Origin of the sequence: Kosakonia sacchari SP1, from assembly GCF_000300455.3 — a bacterium.
GTDB classification, from domain to species: Bacteria; Pseudomonadota; Gammaproteobacteria; order Enterobacterales; family Enterobacteriaceae; genus Kosakonia; species Kosakonia sacchari.
Window position 1 is genome coordinate 3,730,682 of record NZ_CP007215.2, and the last position, 20,271, is coordinate 3,750,952.

The following is a 20,271-nucleotide window of genomic DNA, read 5'->3' on the forward strand; positions in this document are numbered from 1 at the left end:
TGCCGCACATGACGACGCATATGCCATTCCAGGCGCAAAACGTTACTCAAGCGTGTGCCGCTTGTACCCAATAGTATAGCGGCACCTGTAGCCTGAGCTTAGTTACGATGGGTTAAAATTGAATCAACCAGCCCGTATTCAACCGCCTCTTGCGCGGCAAGGAAGCGGTCACGTTCTGTATCGCGTTCAATTTGTTCTAAAGATTGACCCGTATGATGCGCCATAAGTTCATTCATGCGCCCTTTCACTTTCAGAATCTCACGCGCGTGGATTTCAATATCCGTCGCCTGGCCCTGGTAGCCACCCAGCGGCTGGTGAATCATCACGCGTGAATTTGGCAGGCAGAAACGCTTGCCCTTTGCCCCCGCCGTCAGCAGGAATGCGCCCATTGACGCAGCCTGGCCCATACAAATAGTGCTGACGTCCGGCTTGATAAATTGCATGGTGTCATAAATTGACATCCCTGCGGTAATTACCCCGCCAGGCGAGTTAATGTACAGGTAAATGTCTTTTTCCGGGTTTTCCGCTTCCAGAAAAAGCATTTGCGCCACAATCAGATTCGCCATGTGGTCTTCAACCTGACCAGTCAGAAAAATTACGCGTTCCTTGAGAAGACGGGAGTAGATATCGAAAGAGCGCTCACCACGTGAGGTCTGTTCAATAACCATTGGCACCAGGGCCATATGGGGTGCAAAGTTGTCTCGTTCGCCGCTGTATGACATTTCCGTCTCCTGGATAAAAAATTAACAAACCTGCTGTACTGATTGTACTTGAGTGAGTGGGGTCTGACTACGACGCCTCACGGACGGATTATCAGCCAGAGTCTTTTCTGTCGCTATTCCCTTAGTGGGGATGACATTACCTGATTTCAAGCATAACAATCTTTTGCTGTTACGCTAACACTGAAACGCCCTTTTAGCACAGATCTGATAGTCCTGATGCGATAAAAAAAGCCCGTCACCAGCAAGCAGGTGACGGGCTTATTGCTTTTAGCTATCGCAGAAGTCGGTTAAGCCTGTTGGTTCATCAGTTCGTTAAAGGAAGTGGCTTTCTCAGTCACTTTCGCTTTTTCCAGAACCGCTTCAACCGCTTGCTCTTCCAGCGCGACGTTACGCATGTTTTCCATCAGCTCTTTGTTTTTGCTGTAGAATTCGATCACTTCTTTCGGATCTTCATACGCAGATGCCATCTCTTCGATCAGGCCTTTAACGCGCTCTTCGTCAGCTTTCAACTCGTGGGTACGAATAACTTCGCCCAGCAGCAGACCAACAACAACACGGCGTTTAGCCTGCTCTTCGAACAGTTCGCGCGGCAGTTCCAGAGCTTGCTTCTCGTTGCCACCGAAACGCTGTGCAGCCTGGCGGCGCAGAACGTCGATTTCGCTGTCAATCAGTGCAGCCGGAACGTCGATTTCGTTCGCTTTTACCAGGCCTTCAATCGCCTGAGATTTAACACGGTTACGCACCGCGCCTTTCAGTTCGCGATCCATGTTTTTGCGTACTTCAGCGCGCAGACCCGCAACGGAGCCATCTTCAACGCCAAAGCGTTTGATGAACTCTTCGGTCAGTTCCGGCAGCTCACGCTCTTCAACTTTTTTCAGGTTAATGACGAATTTCGCCGCTTTACCTTTCAGGTTTTCTGCGTGGTACTCTTCCGGGAAGGTCACGTCGATGGTGAACTCTTCGCCCGCTTTGTGGCCTTTAATACCGTCTTCAAAGCCCGGGATCATACGACCCTGGCCCATTGCCAGTACGAAATCAGTGGCTTTGCCGCCTTCGAATTCTTCGCCATCAACGGAACCGGTGAAATCAACGGTCACGCGATCTTCAGCGTCAACAGCACCATCTTTGTCTTTCCAGGTCGCCTGCTGCTTGCGCAGAGTTTCCAGCATGGTGTCCACGTCAGCATCGGTCACTTCAACAACCGGTTTTTCAACTTCAATGGTATCCAGCGCTTTCAGCTCAACTTCCGGATACACTTCGAACTCTACAGAGTAGGTGAAGTCTTCGCCCAGTTTGTATTCGCCCGGAACATAATTCGGCGCGCCAGCTGGGTTGATTTTTTCCTGAATGATCGCATCGATAAAGTTGCGGCTCATCAGATCGCCCAGAACGTCCTGGCGAACAGACGCGCCATAACGCTGAGCAACAACGGTCATCGGTACTTTACCCTTACGGAAGCCGTCAATACGCACTTTCTTCGCTACGTTGACCAGCTCGCTCTTCACAGCGGTCTCGATGCTATCAGCAGCGATTGTAATCGTTACACGGCGCCCAAGGCCCTGAGTGGTTTCAACTGAAACTTGCATCTTGTTACCTCAAAAAATCACAGTGCTCGGTCAACTCTACTCTGCGAAGCAAACCGTTTCGCTTGCAGAACCGGGATGTTCTCTCAAATCAGATATACATTCCCTGTCGTCAGAATCATCCCGAAGACATTCCGAAAAATAAGACGCAGCATTATAGCGGCATCACAGATATGAGTCGAGAACGGGAATGTCGCAATGGTGCGTCATTTTTCACACTTCTGAAGCAATTTCGCTCAAAAAACTGCGTTTCTCGCTCAAAATTCAGACAAAACAAAACGGCCCGTAGGCCGTTTTTACATAATCTGCATGCAACATACTGGAAAAGTTTGGGCAGTTGCAACCAGGTTTTCTATGCGATGCTTCCTGCACCGCGACAGGCTGGCGAGGTCAGCAGGGTATCCTGCAAACCTTCCCACTCCTTAAGTGTGTAAGTATGCAGAGCCAGTGCATGAATCGTCGTAGACAGTTCATCTGCCAACGTGCCGTAAATCATGCGATGACGGTTCAGAAAACGCTCTCCAGTAAAGCGGTCGCTCACCAGTACAACTTTGAAGTGACTTTCAGAACCTGCGGGGACATTGTGACGATAGCTCTCGTCAACAACCTCGAGAATGAGGGGCTCAAATGCCGCCTTGAGCTTTGCTTCTATTTGTTCGCGCATCATCATGATATTACACCTCCGACAACGCTGAGATGTCAGCCATCTCTTTAAATGTTAGCCGCTTTTACCGTCTCTATAACAATAAAACAACAAAAAATTAGCGTTCGTCCTATTTTCCCGCTCAAGGGGATGAACTCTACTGAAAGCTGCTTTTTTTGCGTGGCACCACCCATAAAAAGGTTTTTGATGGCAAAAAAAGCACAAGACGATGAATTTCCATGCATTGAGGACTTCCTCTTAACAGCGGCAATGTTATGATGGCGAGAATTTTCCCCCAGAAGCTTAGATCCTTGAGAGCCTGAACATGTTTAAAAAACTACTCTTTCCGTTGGTCGCTTTATTTATGCTGGCCGGGTGCGCAACCCCGCCGACAACGCTTGATGTCACCCCCAAAATTACTCTGCCGCAGCAGGATCCAAGCCTGATGGGTGTCACCGTGAGCATCAACGGTGCCGATCAGCGTCCGGATCAGGCGCTGGCCAAAGTGACGCGCGATAACCAGCTAGTCACCCTGACCGCTTCCCGCGATCTGCGTTTCCTGTTGCAAGAAGTGCTGGAAAAACAGATGACCGCGCGCGGTTATATGATCGGGCCGAACGGTGCGGTAAACCTGCAGATTATTGTTAACCAGCTGTATGCGGATGTCTCTCAGGGCAACGTCCGCTACAACATCGCCACCAAAGCGGATATCGCCATCATCGCGACGGCTGCGAACGGCAACAAGATGACCAAAAACTACCGCGCAAGCTATAACGTCGAAGGCGCATTCCAGGCTACCAACGACAAGATTGCCGGTGCGGTTAACAGCGTGTTGACTGACACCATCGCTGATATGTCTCAGGACACCAGCATTCACGACTTCATCAAGCAAAACGCCCGCTAATCTTTTCTGGCCCGGTTTTCCGGGCCAGTTTTTAACTCATGTCCAGTCACTACTTACGCATATTCACTCAGCCGAAATCAGCCATACTGCTGATTCTGGGTTTCGCTTCCGGTTTGCCTCTCGCCCTGACCAGCGGGACGCTCCAGGCATGGATGACCGTTGAAAACATCGATTTAAAAACCATCGGTTTCTTTTCTCTGGTCGGCCAGGCTTACGTCTTTAAATTTCTGTGGTCGCCGCTGATGGATCGCTACACGCCGTCTTTACTCGGGCGTCGTCGCGGCTGGCTGCTCCTTACGCAAATCCTGTTGCTGGTGTCGATTGCCGCAATGGGTTTCCTCGATCCGGCCAACCATCTGCGCTGGATGGCAGCACTGGCTGTGCTTATCGCTTTCTGCTCTGCGTCTCAGGATATTGTATTCGACGCCTGGAAAACGGATGTGCTGCCGCTCGAAGAGCGAGGCGCAGGTGCAGCAATAAGCGTGCTGGGCTATCGGCTCGGAATGTTGGTTTCAGGCGGACTGGCTTTATGGCTGGCAGATCGCTGGCTCGGCTGGCAAGGGATGTACTGGTTAATGGCCGTGCTGCTGGTTCCGTGCATTATCGCCACCCTGCTCGCACCGGAGCCAGAGGATATGATTCCGGTGCCGAAAACACTGGAACGCGCCGTTGTCGAGCCGCTGCGTGATTTCTTCGGGCGCAACAACGCCTGGCTTATCCTTCTATTAATAGTGCTGTATAAACTGGGCGATGCGTTCGCCATGAGCCTGACAACAACATTTCTCATCCGCGGCGTTGGTTTTGACGCCGGGGAAGTCGGCGTGGTGAACAAAACCCTGGGGCTTATCGCCACGATTATCGGCGCGTTATTTGGCGGCGTACTGATGCAACGGTTATCCCTGTTCCGTGCGCTGTTCATTTTTGGCGTACTGCAGGCCATTTCCAATGCCGGTTACTGGCTGCTATCGATTACGGCGAAAAGTATTTTTACGATGGGTTCAGCCGTCTTTTTAGAAAACTTGTGTGGCGGCATGGGGACCGCAGCGTTTGTTGCACTATTAATGACGCTCTGCAACAAATCCTTCTCCGCAACGCAGTTTGCTTTGCTCTCGGCACTGTCGGCAGTTGGGCGCGTCTATGTCGGCCCGCTGGCTGGCTGGTTTGTTGAAAGCTATAGCTGGTCGACGTTCTATCTCTTTTCGATTGTGGCCGCGCTTCCCGGCCTGGTATTGCTGGTGTTGTGCAAAAAAACGCTGGCATTTACGCAACAGAGTGAAAGTTTTCTCTGCAGGACGGAATACGCTGCGGCCTACCGGCTGGCGCTGCGCATACTGAGCGCCGGTTGCGTGCTGTTAGGATGCTGGCTGCTGGTGCTGATGATTAACGCCACAGGTTTGACTGCCTGGTCTTTCGGCACCACGCTGCTGGAATGGGGTGCCCTGTTAGCCTTTATCGGCATTGTGTTTGGTGGTGTGTTGGATTTGCTGGCGCTACGTAAAACAGAGTTGCTATGACGTGATAAAAAGACGTGATTAAAAAGCGCCTGCAGGCGCTTTTTTTTCGGCGTCGAAAGCCTGAAAATGTTAAAAAACAGTAAAGTGACAAAAAAATCACTAAAGAATATATTTGCTGGCTATTTTCCTATTAAAATCAGGTCATCAAAAAATAAAAACGGTCTAAAACAATTCACCAAAGTTATTATTATGCTCAATAAATAAACATCCTATCTTTTTAGCAAATCACCTAATTCAAACTGAACAAATAAAAAATCTTAATTGTTTTGTGCCTTATAAATTAAAGGCTACTCTTTAACGATTCAGCACGGTTATTAATTGTTGGGTTTCAAGTTCGTTCCAATAATGTTCGATATTTGCTGGGTATTTGTTAAATAAATGTATATTTAATTGATTGGTTATACCAATTTACCCCCAACACTGATTGTGATGTAATTTTTCCGTTATAATCTCACTCTCTGGCAGTGCGAATCGCTTTTTTTACAGATTGTTGCATTCGATGTGACATAAACGGCAAAAGCCAGTAACACCTTGCTGACACAGAGCCAATCATGTTTACAGTAACGTAACCTTTCCGTAAAATGCCCGCACACTTTAAGCGCCACCAGATCCCGTGGAATTGAGGTCGTTAAATGAGACTCAGGAAATACAATAAAAGTTTGGGATGGTTGTCATTAATCGCCGGTACTGTTTTACTCAGTGGCTGCGATTCTGCACTTCTTGACCCCAAAGGACAGATTGGACTGGAGCAACGTTCGCTGATACTGACGGCTTTTGGCCTGATGTTGATTGTCGTTATTCCCGCCATCTTGATGGCCGTTGGTTTCGCCTGGAAGTATCGTGCGAGCAATAAAGATGCGAAGTATAGCCCTAACTGGTCACACTCCAATAAAGTGGAAGCTGTGGTCTGGACGGTGCCAATTCTGATCATCCTGTTCCTTGCCGTATTGACATGGAAAACCACCCACGCGCTTGAACCAAGCAAACCATTAGCCCATGACGAACAACCGATCACTATTGAAGTTGTTTCTATGGACTGGAAATGGTTCTTCATCTATCCGGAGCAGGGCATTGCTACCGTGAACGAAATCGCCTTCCCGGCTAACGTTCCGGTTCAGTTCAAAGTGACCTCCAACTCCGTGATGAACTCGTTCTTTATCCCGAAACTGGGTAGCCAGATTTATGCGATGGCCGGTATGCAGACCAACTTGCATCTGATTGCCAACGAAGCTGGTACCTACGATGGTATCTCCGCAAGCTACAGCGGCCCGGGCTTCTCGGGTATGAAATTTAAAGCAATTGCTACGCCGGACCGTGCCGCATTCGACCAGTGGGTCGCAAAAGCGAAACAAGCTCCGAATACACTGCCGGATATGGCTGCGTATGACAAACTTGCTGCGCCAAGCGAATACAACAAGGTTGAATACTTCTCCAGCGTGAAACCCGATTTGTTTAAAGACGTTATCAACAAATTTATGGGCCACGGCATGAGCATGGACATGAACCAACCGAAGGGCGAGCATAGCGAGCACGAAGGTATGGAAGGCATGGACATGAGCCACGCGGAAACCTCTCACTAAGGGGTCGAGGAAGAAACGATGTTCGGAAAATTGACACTGGATGCAGTCCCCTACCATGAACCCATTATTGTGGTTACGGTGGCTGCTATTATCATCGGTGGCCTGGCATTACTGGCCCTGATTACTTACTTCGGTAAGTGGAACTACTTGTGGAAAGAGTGGCTGACTTCGGTTGACCACAAAAAGCTCGGTATCATGTACTGCATCGTCGGTATCGTGATGCTGATTCGTGGCTTTGCTGACGCCATCATGATGCGTAGCCAGCAAGCACTCGCCTCGGCGGGTGAAGCAGGCTTCCTGCCGCCGCACCACTACGATCAGATCTTCACCGCCCACGGCGTGATCATGATCTTCTTCGTAGCAATGCCGCTGGTTATCGGTCTGATGAACGTGGTTATCCCACTGCAGATCGGCGCTCGCGACGTGGCGTTCCCGTTCCTGAACAACCTGAGCTTCTGGTTCACGGTTGTCGGTGTGATCCTGGTTAACCTGTCTCTCGGCGTGGGTGAATTCGCGCAGACTGGCTGGCTGGCTTATCCGCCGCTATCGGGAATCGAGTACAGTCCGGGCGTAGGGGTCGATTACTGGATCTGGGCACTTCAGCTCTCCGGTATCGGTACGACGCTGACCGGTATCAACTTCTTCGTCACCATTCTGAAGATGCGTGCGCCGGGCATGACCATGTTCAAGATGCCGGTATTTACCTGGGCATCACTGTGCGCCAACGTGCTGATTATCGCCTCGTTCCCGATCCTGACAGTCACCGTCGCGCTGCTGACCCTGGACCGCTATCTGGGTACCCATTTCTTCACCAACGAAATGGGCGGCAACATGATGATGTACATCAACTTGATCTGGGCCTGGGGCCATCCGGAAGTGTACATCCTGGTTCTGCCAGTGTTCGGTGTGTTCTCGGAAGTCGCCGCGACCTTCTCGCGTAAGCGCCTGTTCGGTTACACCTCGCTCGTTTGGGCGACCGTGTGTATTACCGTACTGTCGTTTATCGTTTGGTTGCACCACTTCTTCACCATGGGTGCGGGCGCGAACGTTAACGCCTTCTTCGGTATCGCCACCATGATTATCGCCATCCCGACCGGGGTGAAGATCTTCAACTGGCTGTTCACCATGTACCAAGGCCGTATCGTGTTCCATTCAGCAATGATGTGGACTATCGGCTTTATCGTGACCTTCTCTGTGGGCGGTATGACCGGCGTACTGCTGGCGGTACCGGGCGCTGACTTTGTGCTGCACAACAGTCTGTTCCTGATTGCCCACTTCCATAACGTCATCATCGGCGGTGTGGTATTTGGTTGCTTTGCGGGTATCACTTACTGGTGGCCGAAAGCGTTTGGTTTCACCCTGAATGAAACCTGGGGTAAACGCGCGTTCTGGTTCTGGATCATCGGCTTCTTCGTGGCATTTATGCCGCTGTATGTGCTGGGCTTTATGGGCATGACCCGTCGTCTGAGCCAGCAGATCGATCCGCAGTTCCACACCATGCTGGTGGTTGCCGCTTGCGGCGCTGCGCTGATTGCCTGCGGTATTCTGTGCCAGCTGATTCAGTACTACGTCTCTATCCGCGACCGTCACCAGAACCGTGACCTGACCGGTGACCCGTGGGGCGGCCGTACGCTGGAGTGGGCGACCTCTTCTCCACCGCCGTTCTACAACTTCGCTGAAGTGCCGCACGTTCATGAACGTGATGCCTTCTGGGAAATGAAAGAAAAAGGCGAAGCGTACAAGCAACCTGCGCATTATGAAGAAATTCATATGCCGAAAAACAGCGGTGCGGGCATTGTGATTGCCGCTTTCGCAACGGTGTTTGGCTTTGCCATGATCTGGCACATCTGGTGGATGGCGATCGTCGGTTTCGCCGGCATCGTAATTAGCTGGATTGTGAAGAGCTTTGACGAGGACGTGGATTACTACGTACCGGTTGCAGAAGTCGAAAAACTGGAAAATCAGCATTTCGATGAGATCAAAAAGGCAGGGCTGAAAAATGGCAACTGATACTCTGACAACTGCGAACGCCCACGCGCACGAACATGGGCACCATGATTCAGGACCGACGAAAGTCTTCGGTTTCTGGATCTACCTGATGAGCGACTGCATTCTGTTCTCGATCCTGTTCGCGACCTATGCCGTGTTAGTGAATAACACGGCGGGTGGCCCGTCGGGTAAAGACATCTTTGAACTGCCGTTCGTTCTGGTGGAAACCGCCCTGCTGCTGTTCAGCTCCATTACCTATGGCATGGCGGCGATCGCCATGTATAAAAACAACAAAAGCCAGGTTGTTTCCTGGCTGGCGTTGACCTGGCTGTTCGGCGCAGGCTTCATCGGGATGGAACTCTATGAATTCCATCACCTGATTGTTGAAGGTATGGGTCCGGATCGCAGCGGCTTCCTGTCAGCGTTCTTCGCGCTGGTTGGTACCCACGGTCTGCACGTGACCTCGGGTCTGATCTGGATGGCTGTGCTGATGTTCCAGATTTCCCGTCGCGGCCTGACCAGTACAAACCGTACACGTATCCTGTGCCTGAGCCTGTTCTGGCACTTCCTGGACGTGGTATGGATTTGCGTATTCTCAGTCGTTTATCTGATGGGGGCGATGTAATGAGTCATTCAACCGATCATGGCGCTTCCCACGGTAGCGTAAAAACCTACATGACAGGTTTTATCCTGTCGATCATCCTGACAGTGATCCCGTTCTGGATGGTGATGAGCGGTACTGCGTCCCACGTGGCGATTCTTGGCACCGTGCTGGTGACCGCAGTAGTACAGATTCTGGTGCATCTGGTGTGCTTCCTGCACATGAACACCAAGTCTGATGAAGGCTGGAACATGACGGCTTTCGTCTTTACTGTGCTGATCATCGCGATCGTGGTGGTAGGTTCCATCTGGATTATGTGGAACCTCAACTACAACATGATGGTTCGATAAGAGCGGCGAAGTATGTTTAAGCAATACCTGCAAGTCACGAAACCGGGCATTATTTTTGGCAACTTGATCTCCGTGATCGGGGGATTCCTGCTGGCCTCTAAAGGCCACATCGACTATCCCCTGTTCATCTACACGCTGATTGGTGTGTCGCTGGTGGTCGCCTCTGGTTGTGTTTTTAACAACTACATCGATCGTGACATCGACAAAAAGATGGAACGGACGAAAAACAGGGTGCTGGTCAGAGGGCTGATCTCGCCAAAAGTCTCGCTGGTTTACGCCGCCTTGCTGGGTATTGCTGGCTTCATGCTGCTGTGGTTTGGCGCTAACCCGCTGGCCTGCTGGCTCGGGGTTATGGGGTTCGTGGTATATGTGGGCGTCTACAGCCTGTATATGAAACGCCACTCCGTTTACGGTACGCTGATTGGTTCACTCTCCGGCGCTGCGCCGCCGGTGATTGGCTACTGTGCCGTCACCAACGAGTTTGACAGCGGCGCGGCGATCCTGCTGGCGATTTTCAGCCTGTGGCAGATGCCTCACTCGTATGCCATCGCGATTTTCCGCTTTAAAGATTATCAGGCAGCGAACATCCCGGTACTGCCGGTGGTGAAAGGCATTTCCGTGGCGAAAAACCATATCACGCTCTACATCCTGGCGTTCGCTATCGCCACTTTGATGCTGTCGCTTGGCGGCTATGCCGGTTACAAATACCTGGTCGTTGCCGCAGCGGTAAGCCTCTGGTGGTTAGGCATGGCGCTGCGTGGATATAAAGTTGAGGATGACAAGGTGTGGGCGCGCAAACTGTTCGTCTTCTCCATTGTCGCTATCACCTCGCTCAGCGTGATGATGTCGGTCGATTTTATGGTGCCGGATTCCCATAACCTGTTGACCTACGTCTGGTGATCCAAACCGCCATTCTAAAGGGTGCTACGGCACCCTTTTTTCATGCCCAAACACGCCCCGCTTTACAGGTAATATTTGTTAATTAAGCTGTTATTTACCCCGCCCTGCCCCCGCACTACACTATGTCCGGTTTTCAAATTGAGGTGGTAATGAACGATTATAAAATGACGCCAGGCGAGTTGCGCGCCACCTGGGGTTTAGGGACTGTATTCTCGCTGCGCATGCTCGGCATGTTTATGGTCCTGCCCGTTCTGACCACTTACGGCATGGCGCTGCAGGGCGCCAGTGAAGCACTCATCGGTCTGGCGATTGGTATTTATGGCCTCGCGCAAGCCGTGTTTCAAATTCCCTTTGGCTTACTTTCTGACCGCATCGGCCGCAAGCCGCTTATCGTTGGCGGGTTAGCGATTTTTGTCGCCGGTAGCGTGATTGCCGCCCTTTCCGATTCTATCTGGGGCATTATTCTTGGCCGCGCATTACAGGGCTCCGGCGCTATCGCCGCCGCCGTCATGGCGCTGCTTTCCGATCTCACTCGCGAACAAAATCGCACCAAAGCGATGGCCTTTATCGGCGTTAGTTTTGGCGTCACCTTCGCCATCGCCATGGTGCTTGGCCCGATTATCACGCATCAGTTGGGTTTGCATGCGCTGTTCTGGATGATTGCCGGGCTGGCAACTGCCGGTATTGCGTTGACTCTATGGGTCGTGCCAGACAGCCAGCAACATGTGCGTAACCGCGAATCCGGCATGGTGAAAGACTGTTTCCAGATGGTGATGGTCAACCCGAAACTGCTAAAACTCAACTTTGGCATTATGTGCCTGCATATCCTGCTGATGTCGACGTTCGTTGCCCTGCCTGGGCAACTCGAAGCCGCCGGTTTTCTCGCACCGGATCACTGGAAAATCTACCTGGTTACCATGCTTATCTCTTTCGTTTCGGTGGTGCCATTTATTATCTACGCCGAAGTAAAGCGCCGCATGAAGCGCGTTTTCGTGTTCTGCGTGGCGCTGCTGCTGATAGCGGAAATCGTGTTGTGGGGCGCGGGGCCACATTTCTGGGAAATCGTCATTGGCGTGCAGATCTTTTTCCTCGCCTTCAACCTGATGGAAGCCTTATTACCTTCGTTAATCAGTAAAGAAGCGCCTGCAGGTTATAAAGGCACGGCGATGGGGATTTACTCCACCAGCCAGTTTATCGGCGTGGCGATTGGCGGTGCGCTTGGCGGTTGGGTAGATGGTCTGTTTGATTCGCAAACGGTGTTCCTTGCCGGCGCATTGCTGGCGATGGTTTGGCTGCTTGTTGCGGGCACCATGCAGGAACCGCCCTATGTCAGCAGCTTACGCATCGCGATCCCGGAAAATGTCACCATCAATGACGCGCTGCAGCAGCGTTTGCTGGCAACTGAGGGCGTGAGTGAAGTGCTGGTGGTTGCCGAAGAGCGCAGTGCTTACGTCAAAATCGACAGTAAGATCACTAATCGCTTTGAAGTTGAACAAGCCGTAGTGGGTTAACGCTGTGACACGCTCTCTCCGCCGGGGAGAGAGCACGCACATTAATCGCGGAAGTTTTTGAACTGGAACGGCTGACCGAGATTGCCGCCGCGTACCAGCGCCATGACGGACTGCAAATCATCACGGGATTTCCCGGTCACACGGATCTCTTCGCCCTGAATCTGCGCCTGCACTTTCAGCTTGCTGTCTTTAATCAGCTTGATGATTTTCTTCGCCGTCGCTGCATCAATACCCTGTTTCAGTTTTGCTTCCACGAACCAGGTCTTGCCGCTGTGGACAAACTCTTCCGGCACGTCCAGCGAGGCCCCTTCAATGCCGCGTTTCAGCAATTTAGCGCGCAAAATATCCAGCAGCTGATTAACCTGGAAATCGGATTCGCTCAACACCTTAATGGTCTGTTTCTCTTCGTTCAGGTCAAACGTGGCTTCAACGTTGCGAAAATCAAAACGAGTCCCTACTTCACGGGTCGCATTCTCAACGCCGTTTTGCACTTCACGCATTTCAACTTCGGAAACGATATCGAAAGATGGCATCTTTTCTTCTCCCTCTGCATTTGTTGCGTTGCATAATACCCGCAACGAGGCATAACTCAACTTGTAATACGGGAAGCTTAGCCGACAGCGCTATAATGGTGAAAGCAACACCTGGCGACGTTGCAGGTGAGGAGGATAAATGAGAATTACCGTACTCGGATGCGGTGCTTTAGGGCAATTGTGGTTAACCGCGTTATGTAAAAAGGGACATGAGGTACAGGGTTGGTTGCGCGTTCCACAGCCATTTTGCAGTGTGAATGTCGTTGATGAAGACGGCTCAATATTTAACGAATCCCTGACGGCCAACGATCCTGAATTTCTGGCGCGAAGCGATTTATTGCTGGTGACGTTAAAAGCGTGGCAAGTTTCCGATGCGGTGAAAGGACTGGCTGCAACACTCTCACCTTCAACTCCCGTGTTACTGATTCACAACGGCATGGGTACTGTCGAAGAGTTGAAAGCACTGGCGAATCCGTTACTGATCGGCACCACGACTCATGCTGCGCGCCGCGATGGCAACGTTATCGTACACGTTGCCAGCGGCACCACGCACATTGGCCCGGCGCGGCAGCAGGATGGCGAGTTCAGCTATCTGGCCGACATTCTGCAAGATGTGCTGCCGGACGTAGCCTGGCATAACACGATTCGTCCGGCGCTGTGGCGCAAGCTGGCAGTGAACTGCGTCATCAACCCGTTAACCGCGCTGCATGACTGTAAAAATGGCGATCTGCGTGCTTTCCCGGAGGAGATCCAAAAGGTCACGCATGAAGTTGCTGCGGTGATTGAACGTGAAGGCCACCATATTTCTGCCGATGATTTACTGAGCTACGTAAATCAGATTATTGAAAACACGGCAGAAAATATTTCATCTATGTTGCAGGACGTGCGTGCGATGCGCCATACCGAGTGCGATTATATTACGGGTTACCTGCTCAGACGCGCTCGCGCGCACGGTATCGCAGTGCCGGAAAACGCCCGTCTGTATGAAATGATCAAACGTAAGGAGAGTGAGTATGAGCGCATCGGCTCTGATATGTCTCGCCCCTGGTAGTGAAGAGACCGAAGCGGTCACCACTATCGATTTGCTGGTACGTGGTGGAATTGCCGTTACCACCACCAGCGTCGCCAGTGATGGCGACCTGGTCATCACCTGCTCACGCGGCGTCAAACTGGTGGCGGATGCGCCGTTAGTAGAAGTAGCAGATGGCGATTACGACGTGATTGTGCTGCCCGGTGGTCTGAAAGGGGCAGAGAATTTTCGCGATAGTCCGTTACTGGTAGAAACGGTGCGCCAGTTCCATCTCTCGGGCCGTATTGTTGCCGCGATTTGCGCGGCAACGGGCACCGTGCTGGTGCCGCATGAGATTTTTCCGCTGGGCAACATGACCGGCTTTCCCGGACTGAAAGAGACTATTCCCGCCGAACAGTGGCAGGATAAACGTGTAGTGTGGGATCCGCGCGTCAATCTACTCACCAGCCAGGGACCGGGCACCGCCATCGATTTTGGTTTGAAGATTATTGATTTGCTGGTGGGGCGCGAAAAAGCGCACGAAGTGGCGTCACAACTGGTGATGGCCGCCGGAATTTATAACTACTACGAAGCCTGAAAACAAAAAGCCCGGCGATGCCTACCGGGCTTTCAATGCAAATTAACGCGAAAGCTGCCGGAAAAGGTCCCCCTTTCCGGCAGTTTTTTATGGGCGATAAACTTTAACGTTGGCAAAGCCCTGCTCGCGCAGATAGAGCGCCTGCAGACGGCTCATCACGCCGCGTTCGCACCACAAAAGCCAGGTTTTGTTCTGATCGAGGTCGCCAAACTTGGTACTCAGTTTATAGAACGGCAGCGAAACCACGTCGATCCCTTCCAGCTTCAACGGTTTGTCATCCTGTTCATCAATAGAACGGATATCCAGGATCACATCGTTCGGGCCAAAACCGGTTACCGTTTCGACTTCGACCACCGTTTCCTGGGTCTGCTGGGCAATTTCGCGGATATCGATATTGCTCGCTTCAGCAACCACGTTATCGAGAATGGAGAAGTCAAAATGCTCCTCTTCCGCTTCGATCTTCGCCTTCACCGCTTTAACGGTTGGGCTTTTCGAGATCACTCCGCAATATTCCGGCATGGTACGGGCGAAATCTTCAGTACCGATTTCACGCGCCAGGTCAATGATGTGCTCTTTATCGTAAGAGATAAGCGGACGCAAAATCAGCGTGTCAGAAACGTTGTCAATCAAACGCAGGTTGGTCAGCGTCTGGCTGGAAACCTGGCCCAGTGCTTCACCAGTCACCAGCGCTTGCACGCCGTAGCGTTCAGCCACTTTTGACGCTGCGCGCACCATCATGCGTTTCAACACCACGCCCATCTGGCCGTCATCCACTTTTTCGAGGATTTCACCAACCACTGGCTCAAAGTTGATCGCCACAAAACGCACGCGGTGGGAGCTACCAAAACGGTTCCACAAATAGTGTGCGACCTGGCGAACACCAATTTCATGTGCTGCGCCGCCCAAGTTAAAGAAGCAGTAGTGTACGCGGCAACCGCGGCGCATCAACATATAGCTGGAAACGCCAGAGTCGAAACCGCCGGAGATAAGCGACAGCACATCTTCCTGGGTGCCGATCGGGAAACCGCCGATACCTTCATAGCGACCTTTCACTAACAGCAGGCGATCGTCTTCGATCTCCAGGTTCACCGTTACATCCGGGTGAGTCAGTTTGACGCGCGCCGATTCGACATGCTGGTTCAGACCACCGCCAACATAACGTTCAACTTCAATCGAGCTAAACTCATGCTTACCGCGACGTTTAACGCGTACGCAGAAGGTTTTACCTTCGATCTGCTCGCGGTACTGCACCAGCGCTTTCTCAAAAATATCGTGCAGCGAGGTGAAAGGAACATCTTCCACTTCGAGAATATGATGGATGCCCGGAATACGGGTCAACGCGTCGCGGATAGCCAGGCGCTGACTTTCATCTTTGGCGCGCACTTCAATATGATCCCAGTGGCGGACAACGGCGAGGGTCTCGTCGTATTGCTTCAGAACGTTACGAATGTTCCCGGTCAAAATTTTAATAAAGCGCAAACGCACAGATTGGCTTTTGATGGTGATTTCCGGGAACAATTTAATGATAAACTTCATGGCGGCAATGGTTCGTTGGCAAGCCCGGCTGGGCCTGTATAGGAAAATAATACAGCAGCCCCATACCCGCGGCTGCATCCAGGCGCAGGAGTATACCACCATCGCAATAAAGCTGCGCACATTGCATTACCATTGCGCGTTATTTGCTAAGCGCCGTGACTTCGCTACCATAGCTACGTTGAGCCAGAACAATAGAAGAGTCAGACATTCACTATGCCAAAGAAAAACGACGCACCGGCCAGTTTTGAAACAGCGCTAAGCGAACTGGAACAGATTGTCACTCGTCTTGAAAGCGGCGATCTTCCGCTTGAAGAGGCACTCAATGAATTCGAACGCGGCGTGCAACTGGCGCGCCAGGGACAGGTGAAACTCCAGCAAGCGGAACAACGCGTGCAGATCCTGCTCTCTGATTCACAAGAGGCTCCCCTTACGCCTTTTGCTCCGGACGCTGAATAAATGGATTTCGATCAACAGCTACAGGCCTGTGTCTCTCAGGCCAATGAAGCGCTGCGCCAATTTATCGCACCACTGCCCTTTCAGAACACTCCTCTGGTTGAGGCCATTTCCTATGGCGCACTATTAGGCGGTAAACGTCTGCGCCCTTTTTTGGTTTATGCCACGGGCACCATGTTCGGCGTTAGCCAGCAAACGCTGGATGCGCCCGCAGCGGCGGTGGAATGTATTCACGCTTACTCGCTGATCCACGACGATCTGCCCGCCATGGATGATGATGATCTCCGTCGGGGTTTACCGACATGCCATATTAAGTTTGGTGAAGCCAGCGCCATCCTCGCGGGTGATGCGTTACAAACCTTGGCTTTCTCCATTCTTGCGGATGCGCCAATGGCAGAAGTCGATGCGCGTGACCGGCTGGCGATGGTTTCGGAACTGGCTCACGCCAGCGGCGTTGCCGGAATGTGCGGCGGCCAGGCGCTGGATTTGGCAGCAGAAGGCAAGTGTGTTTCGCTGGCTGAACTGGAGCAGATCCACCGCCACAAAACCGGCGCGCTGATTCGCGCAGCGGTGCGAATGGGCGCGCTAAGCGCAGGTGATAAGGGCCGCGAAGCCCTGCCGTTGCTCGATCGCTATGCCGAATGTGTTGGTCTGGCGTTCCAGGTTCAGGATGACATCCTGGATGTTGTCGGCGATACTGCAACGCTTGGCAAACGCCAGGGCGCTGACCAGCAACTGGGGAAAAGCACCTATCCTGCACTACTGGGTCTTGAGCAAGCCCGGACAAAAGCCCGCGACCTGATTGACGACGCCCGGCAAGCTTTAAGCCTGCTTGCGGCACAGTCGCTGGATACGACGGCACTGGAAGCACTGGCGAATTACATAATCCAGCGTGATAAATAACGAAAACACCACGATGAGTCTCTGATGAGTTTTGATATAGCCAAATACCCGACGCTGGCGCTGGTTGATACCACGCAAGAGTTGCGCCTGCTGCCGAAAGAGAGCCTGCCGAAGCTATGCGACGAACTGCGCCGCTACCTGCTCGACAGCGTGAGCCGCTCCAGCGGGCACTTCGCCTCCGGGCTTGGCACGGTTGAATTGACCGTCGCGCTACATTACGTCTACAACACGCCGTTTGATCAGTTGATCTGGGACGTGGGTCACCAGGCGTATCCACATAAAATCCTGACCGGACGTCGTGACAAAATCGGCACCATCCGGCAGAAAAACGGGTTGCACCCTTTCCCATGGCGCGGCGAAAGCGAATACGACGTGCTGAGCGTCGGCCATTCATCAACGTCCATTAGCGCCGGTATTGGCGTGGCTGTCGCAGCCGCGAAAGAGGGCAAACAGCGTCGCACCGTCTGCGTAATTGGCGATGGCGCGATCACCGCTGGCATGGCGTTTGAAGCCATGAACCACGCGGGCGATATCCGTCCGGATATGCTGGTGGTGTTAAACGACAACGAAATGTCGATTTCTGAGAATGTCGGCGCGCTGAATAATCACCTGGCGCAGTTGCTCTCCGGCAAGCTCTACTCCACGCTGCGCGAAGGCGGCAAAAAAGTGCTTTCCGGCGTACCGCCGATTAAAGAGCTGATTAAGCGCACCGAAGAGCACATCAAAGGCATGGTGGTACCGGGTACGCTATTTGAAGAGCTGGGCTTTAACTATATCGGCCCGGTCGACGGTCACGATGTGCTGGGTTTAGTGCAGACGCTACGCAATATGCGCGATCTGAAAGGCCCGCAGTTCCTGCATATCATGACCAAAAAAGGGCGCGGTTATGAGCCGGCTGAAAAAGATCCGATCACTTTCCACGCCGTACCGAAATTCGATCCTACCAGCGGAACGCTGCCAAAAAGCAGCGGCGGCATGCCGAGCTATTCGAAGATTTTCGGCGACTGGCTGTGCGAAACCGCCGCCAAAGACAGCAAGCTGATGGCGATCACGCCGGCGATGCGTGAAGGTTCCGGCATGGTTGAGTTTTCGCGCAAATATCCGGATCAATACTTTGATGTGGCAATAGCCGAACAGCATGCGGTGACATTTGCCGCAGGTCTTGCGATTGGCGGCTATAAGCCGGTGGTGGCGATTTACTCTACCTTCCTACAACGTGCCTACGATCAGGTTATTCATGATGTGGCGATCCAGAAACTGCCGGTGCTGTTCGCTATCGACCGTGCCGGGATCGTTGGTGCAGACGGTCAAACTCACCAGGGCGCGTTTGATATCTCTTATCTGCGCTGCATCCCGGGCATGGTAGTGATGACACCGAGCGACGAGAACGAATGTCGCCAGATGCTGTTTACCGGCTATCACTACGCAGATGGCCCAAGCGCGGTGCGCTACCCGCGCGGTAATGCCGTTGGTGTGCCGCTGCAACCGCTGGAAAAAATGCCCATCGGCAAAGGTGTGGTGAAACGCCGTGGCGAAAAAGTGGCGATCCTGAACTTTGGTACGCTGTTGCCGGAGGCGGAGAAAGCCGCCGAAGCGCTGAACGCCACACTTATCGATATGCGTTTTGCCAAACCGCTGGATGAGGCGCTGATTCTGGAAACCGCCGCGCACCATGAATCGCTGGTAACGCTGGAAGAAAACGCCATTATCGGTGGCGCAGGCAGCGGCGTGAATGAGGTGCTGATGGCTAACCGCAAACCGGTGCCGGTGCTGAATCTCGGACTGCCGGATTTCTTTATCCCGCAAGGCACGCAGGATGAAGCCCGCGCTGAAATAGGCCTGGATACCGCAGGCATTGAATCCCGCATCAGAAACTGGCTTGCCTGACCTCCCCTTTCCGCTCCTGCTATGCTTAAACATACGTTTTGACAAGCAGGAGTGGAACCATGCAATACAACACATTAGGAAAAACAGACCTGAAGGTTTCCCGCCTTTGTCTGGGCTGCATGACGTTTGGCGAGCCGGATCGCGGTAAACACGCCTGGACATTGCCTGAAGAGAGCAGCCGCCCCATCATCAAACGCGCCCTGGAAGGCGGCATCAACTTTTTCGATACCGCAAACAGCTACTCGGACGGCAGCAGTGAAGAGATTGTTGGCCGGGCGCTGCGTGATTTCGCCCGCCGCGAAGATGTGGTCGTCGCCACCAAAGTGTATCACCAGGTTGGCGATTTGCCCGAAGGCCTGTCACGCGCGCAAATTCTACGCTCCATTGACGACAGCCTGCGGCGTCTTGGCATGGAATATGTGGATTTACTGCAAATCCATCGCTGGGATTACACCACGCCTATCGAAGAGACACTGGAAGCGCTGGACGAGGTAGTAAAAGCGGGTAAGGCGCGCTATATCGGCGCATCGTCAATGCACGCCCGCCAGTTTGCCCAGGCGTTAACGTTGCAGGAGCAAAACGGCTGGGCGCGTTTTGTTACCATGCAGGATCACTACAATCTGATCTATCGCGAGGAAGAGCGCGAGATGCTGCCGCTGTGCTACAAAGAGGGCGTGGCGATTATTCCGTGGAGCCCGCTCGCGCGCGGACGTTTAACGCGTCCGTGGGGGGAAACCACTGCGCGTCTGGTGTCAGATGAATTCGGCAAAACGCTGTACAGCGAAACGGATGACAACGACGCACAGATCGCCGAGCGGCTGGCGGGTGTGGCAGAAGAGACTGGCGCATCGCGCGCGCAGGTCGCGCTGGCGTGGCTGCTGAGTAAACCCGGTGTTGCCGCGCCGATTATTGGTACATCGCGTGAAGAGCAACTGGACGATTTACTGGGCGCGGTGGATTTAACGCTGAAACCGGAGCAGATTGCCGAGCTGGAGACGCCGTATCAACCGCATCCGGTGGTTGGCTTTAAGTAAACGCGAAACCGCCCTCTCCCG

At 52.7% G+C, this 20,271-nt stretch carries 19 protein-coding genes; 14 read left to right on the top strand and 5 right to left on the bottom strand.

Annotation, left to right across the window (positions count from 1 at the left end; all coding sequences use genetic code 11):
* Positions 1–98: 98 nt before the first annotated feature.
* The 3 genes from clpP to bolA form a co-directional block, all read right to left on the bottom strand.
* The gene (clpP, locus tag C813_RS40695; protein WP_017458886.1) at positions 99–722 is read right to left on the bottom strand and encodes an ATP-dependent Clp endopeptidase proteolytic subunit ClpP; all 624 of its coding nucleotides are present in this window, start codon (positions 720–722) and stop codon (positions 99–101) included.
* A gap of 287 nt (positions 723–1,009) precedes the next feature.
* Positions 1,010–2,308, bottom strand: coding sequence for a trigger factor (gene tig, locus C813_RS40700; protein WP_017458885.1), 1,299 nt, complete (start codon positions 2,306–2,308; stop codon positions 1,010–1,012).
* Between the two features lie 349 nt (positions 2,309–2,657).
* Positions 2,658–2,975 carry a transcriptional regulator BolA gene (gene bolA, locus C813_RS40705; protein ID WP_017458883.1) on the bottom strand — a complete coding sequence of 106 codons (318 nt, stop codon included), beginning with the start codon at positions 2,973–2,975 and terminating at the stop codon, positions 2,658–2,660.
* A gap of 298 nt (positions 2,976–3,273) precedes the next feature.
* On the opposite strand from bolA, the gene C813_RS40710 reads away from it, so the two are divergent.
* The 8 genes from C813_RS40710 (at position 3,274) to C813_RS40745 (ending at position 12,297) form a co-directional block, all read left to right on the top strand.
* Positions 3,274–3,852 (top strand): lipoprotein, encoded by a 579-nt coding sequence (locus C813_RS40710; RefSeq protein ID WP_017458882.1) that lies wholly within the window; start codon positions 3,274–3,276, stop codon positions 3,850–3,852.
* Positions 3,853–3,890: 38 nt separating this feature from the next.
* Positions 3,891–5,366 carry a muropeptide MFS transporter AmpG gene (ampG, locus tag C813_RS40715; RefSeq protein ID WP_017458881.1) on the top strand — a complete coding sequence of 492 codons (1,476 nt, stop codon included), beginning with the start codon at positions 3,891–3,893 and terminating at the stop codon, positions 5,364–5,366.
* Between the two features lie 632 nt (positions 5,367–5,998).
* On the top strand, positions 5,999–6,946 hold the full coding sequence (gene cyoA / locus C813_RS40720) for a cytochrome o ubiquinol oxidase subunit II (protein WP_017458879.1): 948 nt from the start codon (positions 5,999–6,001) through the stop codon (positions 6,944–6,946).
* Between the two features lie 18 nt (positions 6,947–6,964).
* Entirely contained in the window at positions 6,965–8,956 is a 1,992-nt protein-coding gene (gene cyoB, locus C813_RS40725) for a cytochrome o ubiquinol oxidase subunit I (protein WP_017458878.1), read from the top strand.
* On the top strand, positions 8,946–9,560 hold the full coding sequence (locus C813_RS40730; protein ID WP_017458877.1) for a cytochrome o ubiquinol oxidase subunit III: 615 nt from the start codon (positions 8,946–8,948) through the stop codon (positions 9,558–9,560). The genes cyoB and C813_RS40730 overlap by 11 nt, the downstream gene beginning before the upstream one ends.
* Positions 9,560–9,886 (top strand): cytochrome o ubiquinol oxidase subunit IV, encoded by a 327-nt coding sequence (locus C813_RS40735; RefSeq protein WP_017458876.1) that lies wholly within the window; start codon positions 9,560–9,562, stop codon positions 9,884–9,886. The genes C813_RS40730 and C813_RS40735 overlap by 1 nt, the downstream gene beginning before the upstream one ends.
* Positions 9,887–9,898: 12 nt before the next feature.
* Positions 9,899–10,786, top strand: coding sequence for a heme o synthase (gene cyoE, locus C813_RS40740; protein ID WP_017458875.1), 888 nt, complete (start codon positions 9,899–9,901; stop codon positions 10,784–10,786).
* A 149-nt stretch (positions 10,787–10,935) separates the two neighbouring features.
* The gene (locus C813_RS40745; protein ID WP_017458874.1) at positions 10,936–12,297 is read left to right on the top strand and encodes an MFS transporter; all 1,362 of its coding nucleotides are present in this window, start codon (positions 10,936–10,938) and stop codon (positions 12,295–12,297) included.
* Between the two features lie 41 nt (positions 12,298–12,338).
* Here the strand turns inward: C813_RS40745 and C813_RS40750 are convergent, their stop codons facing one another.
* The gene (locus C813_RS40750; RefSeq protein ID WP_017458873.1) at positions 12,339–12,830 is read right to left on the bottom strand and encodes a YajQ family cyclic di-GMP-binding protein; all 492 of its coding nucleotides are present in this window, start codon (positions 12,828–12,830) and stop codon (positions 12,339–12,341) included.
* Between the two features lie 139 nt (positions 12,831–12,969).
* Between C813_RS40750 and panE the strand changes: the two genes are divergently transcribed.
* Both panE and yajL read left to right on the top strand, forming a co-directional pair.
* Positions 12,970–13,881: a 2-dehydropantoate 2-reductase gene (gene panE / locus C813_RS40755; protein WP_017458872.1), complete on the top strand. Its 912-nt coding sequence runs from the start codon at positions 12,970–12,972 to the stop codon at positions 13,879–13,881.
* Positions 13,844–14,437, top strand: a complete 594-nt coding sequence (gene yajL, locus C813_RS40760) for a protein deglycase YajL (RefSeq protein ID WP_017458871.1) — start codon at positions 13,844–13,846, stop codon at positions 14,435–14,437. The genes panE and yajL overlap by 38 nt, the downstream gene beginning before the upstream one ends.
* A gap of 87 nt (positions 14,438–14,524) precedes the next feature.
* Here yajL and thiI read toward each other — a convergent pair whose 3' ends face one another.
* On the bottom strand, positions 14,525–15,973 hold the full coding sequence (gene thiI, locus C813_RS40765; protein WP_017458870.1) for a tRNA uracil 4-sulfurtransferase ThiI: 1,449 nt from the start codon (positions 15,971–15,973) through the stop codon (positions 14,525–14,527).
* A gap of 213 nt (positions 15,974–16,186) precedes the next feature.
* Between thiI and xseB the strand changes: the two genes are divergently transcribed.
* Genes xseB through C813_RS40785 form a run of 4 tightly spaced genes read left to right on the top strand, consistent with a single transcriptional unit; the run spans position 16,187 to position 20,250 of the window.
* Positions 16,187–16,429, top strand: a complete 243-nt coding sequence (gene xseB / locus C813_RS40770; RefSeq protein ID WP_017458869.1) for an exodeoxyribonuclease VII small subunit — start codon at positions 16,187–16,189, stop codon at positions 16,427–16,429.
* On the top strand, positions 16,430–17,329 hold the full coding sequence (ispA, locus tag C813_RS40775; protein ID WP_017458868.1) for a (2E,6E)-farnesyl diphosphate synthase: 900 nt from the start codon (positions 16,430–16,432) through the stop codon (positions 17,327–17,329).
* 24 nt (positions 17,330–17,353) lie between these two features.
* On the top strand, positions 17,354–19,216 hold the full coding sequence (dxs, locus tag C813_RS40780; protein WP_017458867.1) for a 1-deoxy-D-xylulose-5-phosphate synthase: 1,863 nt from the start codon (positions 17,354–17,356) through the stop codon (positions 19,214–19,216).
* Between the two features lie 59 nt (positions 19,217–19,275).
* Positions 19,276–20,250 (top strand): aldo/keto reductase, encoded by a 975-nt coding sequence (locus C813_RS40785; RefSeq protein ID WP_017458866.1) that lies wholly within the window; start codon positions 19,276–19,278, stop codon positions 20,248–20,250.
* Positions 20,251–20,271 lie beyond the last annotated feature (21 nt).

Coding starts and splice junctions, on each gene's coding strand:
- tig (WP_017458885.1), bottom strand. CDS start 2,308: ATGCAAGTTTCAGTTGAAACCACTCAGGGCCTTGGGCGCCGTGTAACG.
- ampG (WP_017458881.1), top strand. CDS start 3,891: ATGTCCAGTCACTACTTACGCATATTCACTCAGCCGAAATCAGCCATA.
- clpP (WP_017458886.1), bottom strand. CDS start 722: ATGTCATACAGCGGCGAACGAGACAACTTTGCACCCCATATGGCCCTG.
- dxs (WP_017458867.1), top strand. CDS start 17,354: ATGAGTTTTGATATAGCCAAATACCCGACGCTGGCGCTGGTTGATACC.
- C813_RS40735 (WP_017458876.1), top strand. CDS start 9,560: ATGAGTCATTCAACCGATCATGGCGCTTCCCACGGTAGCGTAAAAACC.
- cyoA (WP_017458879.1), top strand. CDS start 5,999: ATGAGACTCAGGAAATACAATAAAAGTTTGGGATGGTTGTCATTAATC.
- C813_RS40785 (WP_017458866.1), top strand. CDS start 19,276: ATGCAATACAACACATTAGGAAAAACAGACCTGAAGGTTTCCCGCCTT.
- yajL (WP_017458871.1), top strand. CDS start 13,844: ATGAGCGCATCGGCTCTGATATGTCTCGCCCCTGGTAGTGAAGAGACC.
- bolA (WP_017458883.1), bottom strand. CDS start 2,975: ATGATGATGCGCGAACAAATAGAAGCAAAGCTCAAGGCGGCATTTGAG.
- panE (WP_017458872.1), top strand. CDS start 12,970: ATGAGAATTACCGTACTCGGATGCGGTGCTTTAGGGCAATTGTGGTTA.
- C813_RS40745 (WP_017458874.1), top strand. CDS start 10,936: ATGAACGATTATAAAATGACGCCAGGCGAGTTGCGCGCCACCTGGGGT.
- C813_RS40750 (WP_017458873.1), bottom strand. CDS start 12,830: ATGCCATCTTTCGATATCGTTTCCGAAGTTGAAATGCGTGAAGTGCAA.
- C813_RS40730 (WP_017458877.1), top strand. CDS start 8,946: ATGGCAACTGATACTCTGACAACTGCGAACGCCCACGCGCACGAACAT.
- thiI (WP_017458870.1), bottom strand. CDS start 15,973: ATGAAGTTTATCATTAAATTGTTCCCGGAAATCACCATCAAAAGCCAA.
- xseB (WP_017458869.1), top strand. CDS start 16,187: ATGCCAAAGAAAAACGACGCACCGGCCAGTTTTGAAACAGCGCTAAGC.
- C813_RS40710 (WP_017458882.1), top strand. CDS start 3,274: ATGTTTAAAAAACTACTCTTTCCGTTGGTCGCTTTATTTATGCTGGCC.
- ispA (WP_017458868.1), top strand. CDS start 16,430: ATGGATTTCGATCAACAGCTACAGGCCTGTGTCTCTCAGGCCAATGAA.
- cyoB (WP_017458878.1), top strand. CDS start 6,965: ATGTTCGGAAAATTGACACTGGATGCAGTCCCCTACCATGAACCCATT.
- cyoE (WP_017458875.1), top strand. CDS start 9,899: ATGTTTAAGCAATACCTGCAAGTCACGAAACCGGGCATTATTTTTGGC.